Origin of the sequence: Knoellia tibetensis (genome assembly GCF_048606415.1) — a bacterium.
GTDB classification, from domain to species: Bacteria; Actinomycetota; Actinomycetes; order Actinomycetales; family Dermatophilaceae; genus Knoellia; species Knoellia tibetensis.
Genome location: NZ_JBMBWF010000004.1, coordinates 178,703 through 192,890, shown reverse-complemented (window position 1 = coordinate 192,890; position 14,188 = coordinate 178,703). Strand labels below are relative to the sequence as shown.

General features: G+C 72.5%; 13 protein-coding genes. 3 read left to right on the top strand and 10 right to left on the bottom strand.

Translation table 11 applies throughout. The annotated features are described in order from the left end of the window. Window positions 1-95: 95 nt before the first annotated feature. Window positions 96-2,243: a DNA gyrase/topoisomerase IV subunit B gene (locus ACOJV7_RS16145; protein WP_420191243.1), complete on the bottom strand. Its 2,148-nt coding sequence runs from the start codon at window positions 2,241-2,243 to the stop codon at window positions 96-98. 284 nt (window positions 2,244-2,527) lie between these two features. Between ACOJV7_RS16145 and ACOJV7_RS16140 the strand changes: the two genes are divergently transcribed. Together ACOJV7_RS16140 and ACOJV7_RS16135 are read left to right on the top strand one after the other, a co-directional pair. Continuing rightward, complete coding sequence (locus ACOJV7_RS16140) at window positions 2,528-2,746, top strand: DUF7455 domain-containing protein (RefSeq protein WP_035914046.1); 219 nt, start codon at window positions 2,528-2,530, stop codon at window positions 2,744-2,746. Between the two features lie 10 nt (window positions 2,747-2,756). Then, window positions 2,757-3,251, top strand: coding sequence for a DUF456 domain-containing protein (locus tag ACOJV7_RS16135; RefSeq protein ID WP_420191242.1), 495 nt, complete (start codon window positions 2,757-2,759; stop codon window positions 3,249-3,251). Window positions 3,252-3,419: 168 nt separating this feature from the next. On the opposite strand, the gene ACOJV7_RS16130 is transcribed toward ACOJV7_RS16135, so the two are convergent. The 8 genes from ACOJV7_RS16130 to ACOJV7_RS16095 all read right to left on the bottom strand — a co-directional run bounded on the left by ACOJV7_RS16130 (window position 3,420) and on the right by ACOJV7_RS16095 (window position 12,430). Then, window positions 3,420-3,923, bottom strand: a complete 504-nt coding sequence (locus tag ACOJV7_RS16130; protein WP_420191241.1) for a DUF3040 domain-containing protein — start codon at window positions 3,921-3,923, stop codon at window positions 3,420-3,422. Window positions 3,924-3,937: 14 nt separating this feature from the next. Further along, entirely contained in the window at window positions 3,938-5,191 is a 1,254-nt protein-coding gene (dinB, locus tag ACOJV7_RS16125; protein WP_420191240.1) for a DNA polymerase IV, read from the bottom strand. Between the two features lie 7 nt (window positions 5,192-5,198). Continuing rightward, window positions 5,199-5,975, bottom strand: coding sequence for a methyltransferase domain-containing protein (locus ACOJV7_RS16120; protein ID WP_420191239.1), 777 nt, complete (start codon window positions 5,973-5,975; stop codon window positions 5,199-5,201). Window positions 5,976-6,078: 103 nt separating this feature from the next. Continuing rightward, window positions 6,079-6,606, bottom strand: coding sequence for an iron chaperone (locus tag ACOJV7_RS16115; protein ID WP_420191238.1), 528 nt, complete (start codon window positions 6,604-6,606; stop codon window positions 6,079-6,081). Window positions 6,607-6,679: 73 nt separating this feature from the next. Beyond that, window positions 6,680-7,771, bottom strand: coding sequence for a spore photoproduct lyase family protein (locus tag ACOJV7_RS16110; protein WP_420191237.1), 1,092 nt, complete (start codon window positions 7,769-7,771; stop codon window positions 6,680-6,682). Then, a complete protein-coding gene (locus tag ACOJV7_RS16105; RefSeq protein ID WP_420191236.1) occupies window positions 7,771-11,601 on the bottom strand; it encodes a DNA polymerase III subunit alpha in 3,831 nt (1,276 codons plus the stop codon). Before ACOJV7_RS16105 ends, ACOJV7_RS16110 begins: the two co-directional genes overlap by 1 nt. A 104-nt stretch (window positions 11,602-11,705) precedes the next feature. Further along, complete coding sequence (locus ACOJV7_RS16100; RefSeq protein WP_420191235.1) at window positions 11,706-12,107, bottom strand: SAV_6107 family HEPN domain-containing protein; 402 nt, start codon at window positions 12,105-12,107, stop codon at window positions 11,706-11,708. A gap of 5 nt (window positions 12,108-12,112) precedes the next feature. Continuing rightward, a complete protein-coding gene (locus tag ACOJV7_RS16095; protein WP_420191234.1) occupies window positions 12,113-12,430 on the bottom strand; it encodes a DUF6504 family protein in 318 nt (105 codons plus the stop codon). A gap of 134 nt (window positions 12,431-12,564) precedes the next feature. Between ACOJV7_RS16095 and ACOJV7_RS16090 the strand changes: the two genes are divergently transcribed. Beyond that, window positions 12,565-13,086: a YbaK/EbsC family protein gene (locus ACOJV7_RS16090; protein WP_420191233.1), complete on the top strand. Its 522-nt coding sequence runs from the start codon at window positions 12,565-12,567 to the stop codon at window positions 13,084-13,086. A gap of 213 nt (window positions 13,087-13,299) precedes the next feature. Here ACOJV7_RS16090 and metF read toward each other — a convergent pair whose 3' ends face one another. Continuing rightward, on the bottom strand, window positions 13,300-14,187 hold the full coding sequence (gene metF / locus ACOJV7_RS16085) for a methylenetetrahydrofolate reductase [NAD(P)H] (RefSeq protein ID WP_420191232.1): 888 nt from the start codon (window positions 14,185-14,187) through the stop codon (window positions 13,300-13,302). Window position 14,188: the final 1 nt, after the last annotated feature.

Here is a 14,188-nt window from a genome sequence, read left to right as displayed (position 1 = left end):
ACCGCCGAGGGCAACGACAGACGCGCGCGTATGCCGTGCGGACTCCGCGACCGGTCCGCACGGCATACGGGTCGATCGAGCGGGGTCAGTGACGGTCAGGCGTCGATGCGCTCCCGATCGAGCTTGGCCGAGCCCTGCACGATGAAGTCGCGGCGGGGCGCGACGTCGGTGCCCATGAGGAGCTCGAAGATACGCTCGGCGTTCTCGGCATCGGCCATCGTCACCTTGCGCAGCGTCCGGTGGTGCGGGTCCATCGTCGTCTCGGCGAGCTGGTCGGCGTCCATCTCGCCGAGGCCCTTGTAGCGCTGCATCGGCTGCTTGATGCTGCGGCCACGCTTGGTGAGGGAGGCGACGGTCCGGCGCATCTCGCCTTCGGAGTAGGTGTAGATGAGCTCGCTTTTGCGGGCCCCGGCCCCGGCGACCTCGATGCGGTGCAGCGGCGGAACGGCGGCATAGACCTTGCCCGCCTCGACGAGCGGTCGCATGTAGCGGAAGAAGAGCGTGAGCAGCAGGGTCCGGATGTGGGCGCCGTCGACGTCGGCGTCGGTCATGATGATGACCTTGCCGTAGCGGGCGGCGTCGACGTCGAAGGTGCGGCCGGACCCGGCCCCGATGACCTGGATGATCGCCGCGCACTCGGCGTTGCCGAGCATGTCGGTGAGCGAGGCCTTCTGGACGTTGAGGATCTTGCCGCGGATCGGCAGCAGGGCCTGGACGTCGGAGTCGCGGGCGAGCTTGGCCGTGCCGAGGGCGCTGTCGCCCTCGACGATGAAGAGCTCGGTGCGCTCGATGTCGTTGCTGCGGCAGTCGGCGAGCTTGGCCGGCAGCGACGAGGTCTCGAGCGCGTTCTTCTTGCGCTGGGTCTCCTTGTGCAGCCGCGCGCTGATCCGCGACTTCATCTCGGCGGTGACCTTCTCGAGCAGCGTCGCCGCCTGCTGCTTCTCGCCGCGCTTGGTCGAGGTGAGGACCGAGGTGAGCTCCTTCTCGACGACCTTGGCGACGATGGCGCGCACGGCGTTGGTGCCGAGCACCTCCTTGGTCTGACCCTCGAACTGCGGCTCGGCCAGCCGGACGGTGACGACGGCGGTGAGCCCGGCGAGGATGTCGTCCTTGTCGACCTTGTCGCTGCCGACCTTGAGGCGCCGGGCGTTGACCTCGAGCTGCTTGCGGAAGACCTTGAGCAACGCCTGCTCGAATCCGGCGAGGTGCGTGCCGCCCTTGGGGGTCGCGATGATGTTGACGAAGGAGCTCACCTTGGCGTCGTAGCCCGTGCCCCAGCGCACGGCGATGTCGACCTCGCACTCACGGTCGACGTCCTGCGGCGTCATGTGCCCCTTGGAGTCGAGCACGGGCACGGTCTCGGTGAAGCTGCCGGTGCCCTGGAGCCGCCACACGTCGGTGACCGACGGGTCCGGAGCGAGGAACTCGGCGAACTCACTGATGCCGCCGTCGTGGACGAAGACCTCCTCGTGCGGGCCCTGCTCCCCCGCCGTCCCGGGCAGGCCACGCTCGTCACGGATGACGAGGGTGAGGCCGGGGACGAGGAAGGAGGTCTGGCGGGCGCGCGCGACGAGCCCGGCGTAGTCGAACTCGGCGTCCTTGAGGAAGATCTGCGGGTCGGCCCAGTAGCGGATGCGCGTGCCCGTCGCGCCGCGCTTCGCCTTGCCGATGACGGCGAGCTCGCTGCTGCGCTCGTAGGGGGTGAACTCGTGCTCGGGGCTCTTGTCGTGGGTCGCGACGTCCGGGAAGTAGCCAGGCTCGCCGCGCCGGAAGCTCATCGCGTAGGTCTTGCCGCCCCGATCGACCTCGACGTCGAGCCGGGAGGAGAGCGCGTTGACGACGGAGGCACCGACGCCGTGCAGGCCACCGGAGGCGGTGTAGGAGCCGCCACCGAACTTGCCGCCCGCGTGGAGCTTGGTGAAGACGACCTCGACACCGGTGAGGCCGGTGCGCGGCTCGATGTCGACGGGGATGCCACGGGCCTCGTCGCGGACCTCGACCGAGCCGTCCTTGTGGAGGATGACCTCGATCCGGTCGCCGTGGCCACCGAGGGCCTCGTCGACGGCGTTGTCGATGATCTCCCAGAGACAGTGCATGAGCCCGCGGCTGTCGGTCGACCCGATGTACATGCCCGGCCGCTTGCGGACCGCCTCGAGCCCCTCGAGGACCTGGAGGTGGTGCGCGCTGTAGTCGGACGACGACTTGCTCGTCGCGGCCTTCTTGGCGGTGGAGGCGTGGCTCATGCGTTCCTATCGGGTCGTGCGTGGCGGTTGCCGGGGGTGCCGAGGCGTCGACGGCGACCGTATGCCGTTCGCCCACGGGGCGTCGCCTCAGGCTAGCCGCGCCCTCCGACCGTCCCTGCGAGGCGCGCTGTCGCACCCGGCTGCGAAGATCCCGTTGTGGCATCGGAACGGTCACATCACGGGCGCCTCCCACCCGGGAAGACTCCGGCGTGTTTGACTGTTGCAACGCTTGACGCCCACGCAACCGCGTGGGCCCACTGACGAAATCAGCTGAAGGAGCCGATGTGACGACCGCACTGGCACCCACCCTGACCGCCGCGGACCGCTGCGACCGCTGTGGTGCCCAGGCCTATGTTCGCGCCACGCTCCACGTCGGTGGTGAGCTGCTCTTCTGCGCCCACCACGGGCGTGAGCACCTGCCCAAGCTCCGCGACCACGCGGAGATCGTCGACGAGAGCGACCGGCTCACCGAGCCGCCCACCGTCGCGGACATCGACGTCTGACCTCGACCGCGTGAGCCTCCTGCCGGAGGGCACCGACGTCTGGGTGCCGGCGATCCTCATTCTCGTGGGGATCGTCGGCATCGTCGTTCCTGTCATCCCCGGCCTGCTCGTCGCCGTCCTCGGGGTGCTCCTCTGGGCCTACGAGACCGGTGGCGCCACCGCCTGGACCTTCTTCTTCGTCTGCCTCGCGATCTACCTCGCCGGCGTGGCCGTGCAGTTCCTCGTTCCGGGACGACGGCTCCGCCAGCAGGGCGTCAAGACCTCGACACTGCTCCTCGCGGTGCTGCTCGGCATCGTCGGCATGTTCGTCATCCCGGTCGTCGGCTTCTTCGTCGGGTTCGTGCTCGGCATCTACCTCGTCGAGCACGGGCGCAGCCGCAACCGTGCCCAGGCCTGGACCCGCACCAAGCACGCACTCAAGGCCATCGCACTGAGCATGGGCATCGAGCTGTGCGCCGGGCTGGCGATCGCGACGACCTGGGTCATCGGCGTCCTCGCCACCTGACGACGCGCCCCACCTGCCCCGCGCCCCACCTGCCCCGCGCCCCACCTGCCCCGCGCCCCACCACGACCTCGGCTCGCTCCCGACTTCTTGCGAGAAGGGGACACATCCGTGGCTCGGAACGAGCCGGATGTGTCCCCTTCTCGCACGAAGTGCAGGTGGGAGAGCCGGTCAGCTCCAGCCGTCGCGACCGCGACGGTCCCAGCGGTCGTCGAGCTTGTCCATGAACCCGGACCCGCTCTTCTGCTTGCGGCCGGAGCTCGTCGGGCCGGTGGTGCCGTCGTCGCGCACGACCGCGAGCTTGCCGCCGCCACCACGCCGCGGCGGGTGGAGCGCGAAGGCGACCGCGGCCACCATCACCGCGAAGCCGGCCGCGCCGACCCACATCGTCGTGTTGATCCCCACGAGGACCAGCCCGAGACCGGCGAGCACCCCGACGACCGCGATGACCCATCGCAATCGCGTCGGCCCACCCCGGCGGGACCCCTCCATGCTCGAGGCGAACTTCGGGTCCTCGGCAGCGAGGGCCTGCTCCAACTGCTCGAGCATCCTCTGCTCGTGCTCCGAAAGCGGCACGGCGTCCTCCAGGGTGTGCGGCGCGTGATCTGCGGCCTCAGTGACGATCTTCCACCAAGGACAACGATCGGCGCTGCGGTTTCGTTGCTTCACCAGCATCCGTGCTGGTCATCTCAGGATAGGTCGCGATCGTCGCGCGTGGAAGATCGGCTTCGACCGAGCAGGCTTGCCGGTCGCACCGACCCCGCTCCGAAGCGCGCGCTGGCCCGGTCGACGGCCCGGTCGGCGTCCCGCCAGCCGTGGTCGGCCTCGCCGAGCATCCCCTGGATCGGCGCGGCCTCGACCCCGACGAGCTTCTCGAGCCGGACGCCGACGAGCCGGATCCGGGCCCGCTGGAGCCCCAGGGCGTCGAAGAGCGAGGTGGCGGTCTCGTAGATCTCGCGGCTCGTGTCGGTCGGCTCGCGCAGCGTGCGCGCCCGGGTGATCGTCGTGAAGTCCGAGAACCGCACCTTGATCGACACCGTCCGCCCGGTCATCCGCGCTGCCCGCAGACGGGCGGCCACCTTGTCGCTGAGCCGGAGCAGGTGGCGGTGGATCTCGCGTGGGTCGTCGATGTCGTACTCGAAGGTCTCGTCGGCCCCGATGCTCTTCTCGCGGCTCTCCCGCTGCACCGACCGCGGGTCGCGGCCCCACGCGAGCTCGTGGAGGTGGTGGCCGGTGGCGTCCCCGAGCCCGCGGACGAGAGTGGGCAGCGGCGTGTGCGCGATGTCGGCGACCGTGCGCAGACCGAGCCTGAGCAGCTGCTCCTCGGTCTTCTCCCCCACGCCCCACAGGGCACCGACGGGGAGCTGCTGCACGAACGGGATGACCTCGTCGCGCGGCACGACGACCATGCCGTCCGGCTTGGCCAGGCCCGAGGCGATCTTGGCGACGAACTTCGTCGAGGACACCCCCACCGAGCACGTGATGCCCTGCTCGTCGTGGACGACGTCGCGGATCCGGGCGCCGATCGTCGCCGGCGACCCGAGCCGGCGGACCGCGCCCGACACGTCGAGGAACGCCTCGTCGAGCGAGAGCGGCTCGATCTCGGGGGTCACGGCACGGAAGGTCTCCATGACCGCCGCCGAGATCGCGGCATACAGGCGGTGGTCAGGCGCCAGAACGGTCGCCTGCGGGCAGAGGCGACGGGCTCGGGTCATCGGCATCGCGGAGGCGACGCCGAAGCGGCGCGCCTCATAGGTCGCCGACAGCACGACACCACGGTTGCCGCCGCCGATGATGACCGGCGTCCCGACGAGCTCGGGGTGCGAGAGCAGGGTCGCCGAGGCATAGAACGCGTCCATGTCGACGTGGAGGATCGTGCACCCGGTGTCGTCGGGCGGTTCGCTCGACGAGCGCTCGGGAAGGCTGAACTGCCGGCGGCTCACGACCGCCTCAGGTGCGCGCGGCGATGACGTGCAGGGACGTGCCGAGGTCGGCGAGCACGGCGAACTCCGGGTGCGCCGCGACCGCGCGCTCGAGGTCGAGCAGGGCCGCGCGGTCGGCGTCGGAGTCGACGAGGGCGGACGGCACGAGGTCGCTGAAGATCCGTATGCCGTGTGCCTCCCTCGGCGTGAGGCCGGCGGCCTCGACGAGGCCGAGGACCGTGCTGCGGTCGAAGCGCCTCGGCAACGGGTCGGCGTCACCCCAGCGCCCGTCGGGGCGGTCGAGGGCGGCGCGAGCCTGGGCGAACTGCCCGGCGATGGCACGCGCGAGGACGGCGGCGGAGCGCTGCGGCACGACGAGGCTGAGGATGCCGCCGGGGGCGAGCACCCCCGCGACGAGACGCAGGGTCGCCCCGGGGTCGTCGACGTACTCGAGCGTCGCGTGGCAGAGGACGAGGTCGGGGCGGTCGCGCCCGACGAGCGACTCGAGGGTCTCGGCGTCGCCCTGGACGGCGCTGACCCGCGAGGACGCCTGGGCCTCGGCGGCGCGGCGGCGCAGCGAGGCGAGGGCGTCGGGGCTGGGATCGACGACGGTGACGTCGTGGCCGGCGACGGCGAGGGGGACCGCCAGGCCGCCGGTGCCGCCCCCCAGGTCGACGACCCGGAGCGGGCGGCCGAGCTCGTCGACGCGCTCGCGCACGACCGCGTCGACGGCGGCCCACATCGCGGCGGTCCGGGGCGAGGTGGACACGCCTGTGCGGCGCGCGGTCGTCACGTCCTCGCTCACGGGGCACCACCTCGGGTCGTCGGGGCCGCGTCGGCGGCGGGAGGCCGCACCCGGACCGGGTGGCGGCGTCAAGCCAGCCTAGTTGCCGCCCGCGACAGCGGGATCAGCCGACCGCCTTCGCGACGAGTGTCGCGATGAGCTCCTCGTCGGCCTTGCTCAGGGTGGTGATCGCGTAGACGGTCGGCCACATCGTGCCGTCGTCGAGGCTCGCCTGCTCGTTGAAGCCGAGCTCGGCGTAGCGCGCGCCGAACTTCGAGGCCGCCTTGAAGAAGCAGACGGCCTTGCCGTCGACATCGGCGTAGGCCGGCATGCCGTACCAGGTCTTGGGCATGAGCTGGGGCGCATGCTCGGTGACGATGGCATGGATCGCCTCGGCGAGAACCCTGTCGGCCTCGGGCATCTCGTCGATCTTGGCCCGCAGGTCGGCCTCGCCCTTGGCGCGGTCCTTGGCGCCCTTGGCCTCGGCACGCAGCTCCTTGGCCCGCTCCTTCATCGCGGCCCGCTCGTCGGCGCTGAAGCCGTCGCTGGTGGTGGACGTCGTCCTCGACGCGGTGGCCTTGGACGCCTTGGCGGCCTTGGCGGTCCTGGAGGCCTTGGTGGTCGCGGTCTTCGTGCTGCTCTTCGTCGTCATGGATCCACCGTAGGTTCGCGCCCTCGGGCGGCGCTTCTCGATTCCTGACCACTCCCGGGACGCCGTCGGGCCGTCAGAAGGCGTAGCGGACGCGACACCCGGGAAGCCTGGCGGCGACGAGCTCCTCGAGCTGGGCCACCCAACGCCCCTTCCACCCGCTGCGGTAGCGGACGTTCACCTGGCCGCTCTGGCTCCGCTTCACCTCCTGGAGGTCGGGCCGCCAGAGCAGCTCCTCGCCGCGAGGGTGCCAGCCGAGGTTCACCTCGTGCAGGTCCTCGTTGTGGGTGAGGAAGATGATCTCGGCCGCCAGCTGGGCCCGCGTCCGGGGGCTCGTCCCGTCGGCCAGCTGGTCGAGCAGGTGGGCCCACTCCTCGAGCCAGCCCTCGTGCACGATCACCGGGCTGAGGTTGACGTGCACCTCGTAGCCGGCCTCGACGAAGTCGTCGATCGCCGCGATCCGCTCGGCGACCTTCGAGGTGCGCACGTCCACGACGCGGGACATCGCCTCGGGCATGAGGCTGAACCGGACCCGCGTCCCACCCCGCGGGTCGAGGTCGAGGAGCTGCCGGTTGACGAGCTTGGTGGCGAAGCTCGCCTTGGCGTTCGGCAGCCGTGCGAAGAGGTCGACGAGGTCACCCACGTTGTCCGAGAGCAGCGCGTCGGCGGAGCAGTCGCTGTTCTCGCCGATGTCGTAGACCCAGTCCGTCGGGTCGCACTGGTTGGGCTCGGTCTTGGGGCCCTGACGACCCGCGTGGCGCTCAAGGTAGCCGACGATGCGGTCGATGTTGGCGAAGACGGTCACCGGGTTGGCGAAGCCCTTGCGTCGGGGCACGTAGCAGTAGGAGCAGGCCATGGCGCAGCCGTTCGCGGTCGACGGCGCGATCCAGTCGCTCGACCGCCCGTTGGGCCGGGCGGCGAGCGACTTCTTCTCACCGAGGACGAGCACCTCGCGCTTGGTGCGGACCCAGTCCTCGACGTTGCCCTCGTTGCCGTAGAGGCGGGGGATCGCGGTGTGGGACGGCACGCCGACCCGCTCGGCGTCGGGGTGCCGGTCGAGGACCTCGCGGGCCCGCTCGAAGCGCTCGATGCCGGGCTCGTGGTAGATCGTGCGGATGTCGAAGAGCCGCTCGGCGAGCGGTGCGGCCGGGACCCGACGGGCAGCCATCAGTGGCCCGAGCTTCCGGGGCTGGAGTGCCACAGCTTGCGGGTCGGTGTCCCGTGCTCGGGCACGACGACCGACGCCACCCGGTGCCCGTCGCTCGTCGGCGACCCGGCGGGCTTGATGTCGGCGTAGGGCGACTGCCGGAAGCCCGACGCGTGCACGAGGACCCGGCGCCGCCCCCCGGTGTCGGCCTCGCGCTCCCCCGCCTCGGCACGGGCCAGGGCCTCGGCGTCGGCGGCCTCGAGCGCGCGCACGACGGCGGCGTGCCCACCGTCGCGCCACGCGTCCCAGAGGCCGGCGAGCTCCCACGCCCCCGTCGCCCGCACGGAGATCCCGCGGGGCCCGGTTCGACGGACGACGCCACGCACGAGGAGGAGCCACGAGTGGAAGACCGTGGCGGCATACGGGCCCTGGACGTCCTCGAAGAAGGTCGCGTCGACCGGACCGGTCGCGTCGTCGAGGGTGAGGAAGACGACGCGGCGCCCCGAACGGATCGGTGGGGTCTGGGTCGCGACCTTGACCCCGGCGATCCACACCTCGCTGCGGCTGCGCGCCTTGAGCAGGTCGCGGCTTCGGACGACCCCGAGCGCATCGAGCATCGGTCCGTAGAACTCGACGACGTGGGCCGAGGCGTCGAGCCCGAGGACGTCGAGCTCGGCCCGGACCCGCTCGGTGCCGGTCATCTCGGGCAGCCCGGTGCCGGGGGTGAGCTCGGGCCGGTCACCGAGGTCGAGGGTGAGCTGGACCGACTGGTCCGCGGCCGCGACGACCGGCCGGGCGGCCTGCGACTGGGCCGCTGCCCGTTCGCGCACCTCGGTGCCCCCGATGGCGGGCGGAGGCGTATGCCGTCCGCCCCCGACCGCGCGCCCCGCTCGTCCGCCCCGTCCCTGCCGGGTCGCCCGCTCCCACCGGTCGAGCTCGCCGACGTGGAGCAGGAGGTCGCGCCGGGTGATCCGGCCGCGCCGGCCCAGCCCCGAACCGGTGGCGCCGATGCCGTGCATGGCGTCGAACGCCCCGGCGAGGACGAGCCGCTCGACGACGGGACGGCTCACCGTGGCCCGGGACCAGAAGTCGCCGAGGTCCGAGAAGGGCTGTCCCGCAACGATGCTCGCGACCTCGGCCTCGCTGATGCCCTTGACGTCGGTGAGCGAGAGCCGGATGCCGTAGTCGCTCGCGTCGGGCAGGTCCGGGTGCACCGGGACAAAACCGACGCCACCTCGCTGTGCCTCATCAAGTCGCTCGATGCGGTAGGTGTCGCCGGAGCCGTTGACGTCGAGCCCGAGCACTGCGATGCCGAGCGAACGGGCGTCGTCGAGGATGAGCCGCTTGGGATACATGCCCGGGTCGTGGGTGAGCACGCCGGCGAGGAACGCCGCCGGGTGGTGCGTCTTGAGCCAGGCCGAGTGGTAGGTCGGCAGCGCGAAGGCGGCGGCGTGCGCCTTGCAGAAGCCGAACGACGCGAACGACTTGAGCACCGCCCAGATGTGGTCGACGTCCTCGGGGGCGTAGCCGCGCGCCCGGGCGGCAGGCCGCCACCACGCCTCGATCTCCTCCTGCCCCTTCGGGGTGCCCATCGTCCGCCGCACCTCGTCGGCCTGGGCGAGGGTGACGCCGGTCGTCTCGGCGACGATCCGCAGCACCTGCTCGTGGAAGACGACGACGCCCTCGGTCTCGGCGAGGGCCGGCTCGAGGGTCGGGTGGAGGATCCGCCGCTTGCTCCAGCCGTGCCGGCTCTCGAGGAACGGCGTGATCATGTCGGACTTCACCGGGCCGGGGCGGAAGAGCGAGATGTCGATGATGAGGTCGCCGAAGCGCTCGGGTCCGAACTTGCCGATGAGCTCGCGCTGCCCCGGGCTCTCGATCTGGAAGCAGCCGAGGGTGTGGGCGGTGCGGATGAGCCGGAAGGTCGCCTCGTCGTCGAGCGGCACCTGCGTCTCGTCGTCGAGGTCCACCTCGACACCGTCGACCCGGCGCACCTCGGCGACGGCGTGCGCCATCGCGGACTGCATGCGGATGCCGAGGACGTCGAGCTTGAGCAGCCCGAGCGTCTCGACGTCGTCCTTGTCGAACTGGCTCATCGGGAAGCCCAGCCAGCTCGCCTCGACCGGGGTGCGGTCGAGCAGCCCGGTGTTGGACAGGACGACACCGCACGGGTGCAGCGCGATGTGCCGCGGCAGCCCGTCGAGCCGCTCGACGAGCTCGAAGAAGGTGTCGAGCCGGGGCGCGTCGAGCCCGCGCGAACGCAGCTCGGGCAGGTCGGCGATCGCGCTGCGGGCGTCCTTGGCGCGGATGTGCGGGAACGCCTTGGCGATCTCGTCGACCTCGATGGGCGGCATGCCGAGGGCGGCACCGACGTCGCGGATGGCGTGGCGCACCTTGTAGGTGTCCATCATCGACACGCACGTCACCCGGTCGCCGCCGAAGCGGTCGAGGACCGCCTCGTAGATCTCGGTCCGGCGGGCCGACTCCACGTCGACGTCGATGTCGGGCAGCTCGGCCCGCAGCGGCGAGCAGAACCGCTCCATGAGCAGGTCGTGCCGGATCGGGTCGACGCCGCTGATGCCGAGGAGGTAGTTGACGAGCGACCCTGCGCCCGACCCCCGCGCCGCGACCCGCACCCCGCGCTCCCTGATGAGGTCGGTGACCTCGGCGACGGTGAGGAAGTAGGTGGGGTAGCCGAGCTCGGCGATGACGCGCAGCTCGTCGTCGAGCCGGGACAGGACCGTATGCCGTGCCGCCTCACCCTGCGCGGGGAACCGGGTCGCGACCGCGGCGTGGCACCGCTCGGTGAGGACCCGGTGCGGGTCGACCCCGGGGTCGATGCCGAGGATCCCGGGCTCGGGCAGGTGGACCGCGCCGATGCCGAGGTCGGCCCGGGAGTCCAGGACGCACTCGTCGCTGAGGGCGAGGGTGGCGCCGACGAGCTGGGCGGCGCGCCCCTCGTCGCCGGCGACCTCGAGGGCGCGGGCCCACATCTCCTCGCTGCTCGCGAGGTGCCCGGCGTCGGTGACCCGGTCGAGGTGGCGCGAGTCGAGGACGACGAGCCGACGAGCGGCATCGAGGATGTCGACGGTGCGGACGCCGTCGCGGTCGGCGTGCCGGACCGCCGCGGTGAGGACGGCCGGGACCCGGGCCTCGTCGGCGAGCCCGAGCATCCGACGGGCATGGTTGCGCGACCCGGGCGTGCCCTCGGGCCCGCCGTTGCCGACGATCTCGACCGCGAGCGCCTCGGGGGGCAGGAGGCGGCGCCATGCCTCGAGCCGGGCCCGGGCCTCGCTCGGGCGCCGGGCGAGGACGGCCCGGCCGACGTCGGAGTCGGGCCCGAGCAGGACCCGCAGCCGGCTCGGCTCGGGGTGGCGCTCCCACTCCTCGCGCCGCTCTCCCCCACGGCACCAGCGGGCGACCAGCTCGGGCAGCGTCACCGGGGTGCCGCGCTCGCCGCGCAGGTGGGTGTCGGTGACGAGCCGGCACAGCGCGGCCCACCCCAGCCCGCGCCCGGTGCCCGCGCCCCGCCCCCGGGCGAGGACGGTGACGCGCGGCAGCCGCGGGTCGACGACGGCGCCGCCCCGCACGGGGGTGCGGACCCGGGGGGCGCGGCGTCCCGGCACCGGCTCCTCCCCGACGGCGAGGTCGACCCCGAGCACCGGGGCGATGCCGGCGCGCCCGCACGCCATGGCGAACCGCACCGCGCCGTAGAGGCCGTCGCGGTCGGTGAGCGCGAGCGCCGGCTGCCCGTGCTCCGCCGCCCGCTCGACGAGGTCCTCGGGCGTCGAGGCCCCGAAGCGCATCGAGAAGCCCGAGGCGACGTGGAGGTGGACGAAGTCGGGGTTCACGAGGGGTTCCTTCTCTTTGCACTTCTTGCCCCTGGACCACCGGGTCCGGTCCGTCCGGGGCGCCGTGCGGTGGTCGTGGGGCAAGAAGTCGGGGGTGGCCGGGTCTAGGCGCTCTCGCGGGCGGCGACGAGACGGTGGCCGACCGGCTCGCCGGACGGCATACCGAGGGCCGAGGTGACGAGACCGAGGAAGATCTCGGCGGAGCGGAGGAGGTCGTCGGCCTCGCGCACCGAGACCCGGCGTGCGTGCGACTCGACCTCCTGGCGGCGCACGGCCGCGAGCGCGAAGAAGTCGGCCCACTCGCCGAGCTCGGGCGTGTGGAGGGCGAGCAGCGGCCAGAGGTCCTGGGGTCCGCGACGCCCCTGTCGTGCGACGAGGGCGGCCGCGGCCCGCATCGCGGCGTCCTGGGAGGCGACGAAACGGACGGTGGCCAGCTCCGCGGCATACGCCTGGGCGAGGCACTGGCGGGACTGCTCGAGGAGGGCGAGGGCGGGACCGGCGGCCATGGCGGTCAGTCCTGGGCCCGGATCAGGACCCACGGGTCGCTGCAGCCGTCGGCGGCGTCGGAGGCGAGGTCGTAGACCCCGGTGCCCGCGGCGGAGCCGGCCTCGACGCGCCACACGTGGCGCTCGGGACGCTCGCCGAGGTCACCGAGGTCGCGCCACCAGGAACGGCGCTCGCTCCAGTCGTCGAGAACGGTGCGGACGACGAGGATGCGGCCACGCCAGACGAACGCGCGCGGCCGGGGGCGGAGGGCGAGCGCGCCCTCGGCGGTGGGCGCGGGCGCCTCGACACGCACCTCGACGGGCTCTTCGTACCGGCGCACCACGACATGGCCTCCTCAGGCAGGATGGGATGGGGTCGACACGGGCGACTCCGGAATTCTCGGGAGTCGAACACCTGTTCGACTCCTCCACTGTACAACCGCCGGACGCAGGGACGTCAACCCCCTACGCTGACGCCATGACCGAGCCCGGAGACCCCGTGTCGGAGCGCGACCTCAGCGCCCACCCGTCGGTCGCCGTCGTGCTCGAGACCCTTGCGGCACACCACATCCGGCCGGTCGTGCGCTACCTGCCCGACGCCGTCCGCACGGCTCGCGCCGCCGCCGACGCGCTCGGTGTCACACCGGCCGAGATCGCCAACTCGCTCGTCTTCGCCGGCCGTCGCCACGACCGCTCGACCGAGCCGCTGCTCGTGCTCGCCTCGGGTGGTCACCGCGTCGACCAGGACCGCATCGCCGGGCTGCTCGACCTCGCCGCCGTCGACAAGGCCACGCCCGAGGAGGTCCGCGAGTGGACCGGGTTCGCCATCGGCGGGGTCGCCCCCGTCGGCCACCCCACTCCCCTGCGCACCGTCGTCGACGTCACCCTCGGCAGCTTCGAGCACGTGTGGGCGGCCGCCGGTCACAGCCACTCGGTCTTCCGGACGACCTACGACGAGCTGCTCCGCATCACCGCCGGCAAGGCGATCGAGGTCGACTGAGCGCGAGCCCTCTCGGCGCCACGCACGCGAGACGGCCGCGTCGCCGGGAAGACAAGCGCCCCTCCACACTTCCCGTCCCGGCCACGCGGCCGCACGGCAACTCTCCCTCGGACGGGTCAGGCCCGGATGCGTACGGATACTCAGATCCGCGCGCCCGGCGTACTCAGACGCAGCCCCCGGCCCAGGCCCCGGTCGGAGCCCAGAACGACAGGGTCAGCGGGCGCCGGTCGACAGACCGAGGTTCTCGTGGACCTCGAGCGTCGCCGTCGAGCGGTTCATCGTGATGAAGTGCAGGCCCGGCGCACCTTCGGCGAGCATCCGCTGCGCGAGCTCGGTCGCGATCTCGACACCGACCGCGCGCACCGCGTCGGCGTCGCCGGCCACGGCCTCGAGCCGGTCGACGACCGCCCGCGGGAGCGGCGTGCCCATGAGCTGGGACATGCGGGTGATCTGCTTGAGGTTGGTGACCGGCATGAGGCCCGGAGTGATCGGCAGGTCGCGGCGCTCGGCCACCCGGTCGCGCAGCCGCAGGTAGGTGTCGGCGTCGAAGACCATCTGCGTCACGGCGAAGCTCGCGCCCGCGTCGGCCTTGCGGACCATGACCTCGACGTCGTGGTCGAGGTCGGGCGAGGCCGGGTGCACGTCGGGGAAGGCGGCGACGCCGATGGTGAAGTCGCCGAGCGTGCGGATGAGGGCGACGAGGTCGGTCGCGTGGTTGAGCCCCTCGGGGTGCGCGACCCACTCACCGCCGGGGTCGCCCGGCGGGTCCCCGCGCAGGGCGAGGATGTTGCGGACCCCGGCCGCGGCGTACTGGCCGACGACCCGCCGGATGTCCGCCACGGACGCACCGACGCAGGTGAGGTGGGCGAGCGGGGTGAGCGTCGTCTCGCGCGCGATCCGCTCCGTGACGCGCACGGTCCGGTCCTGCGTCGAGCCACCCGCGCCATAGGTCACCGACACGAAGTCGGGTCGCACCCGCTCGAGCCGGCGGATGGCATCCCACAGCGCCGCCTCGGACGCGTCGTCCTTGGGCGGGAAGAACTCGAAGCTCACCGAGGGCCTCGCGCTGGCGAGCAGTGCGGGGATCGAGCGGGGTGCCATG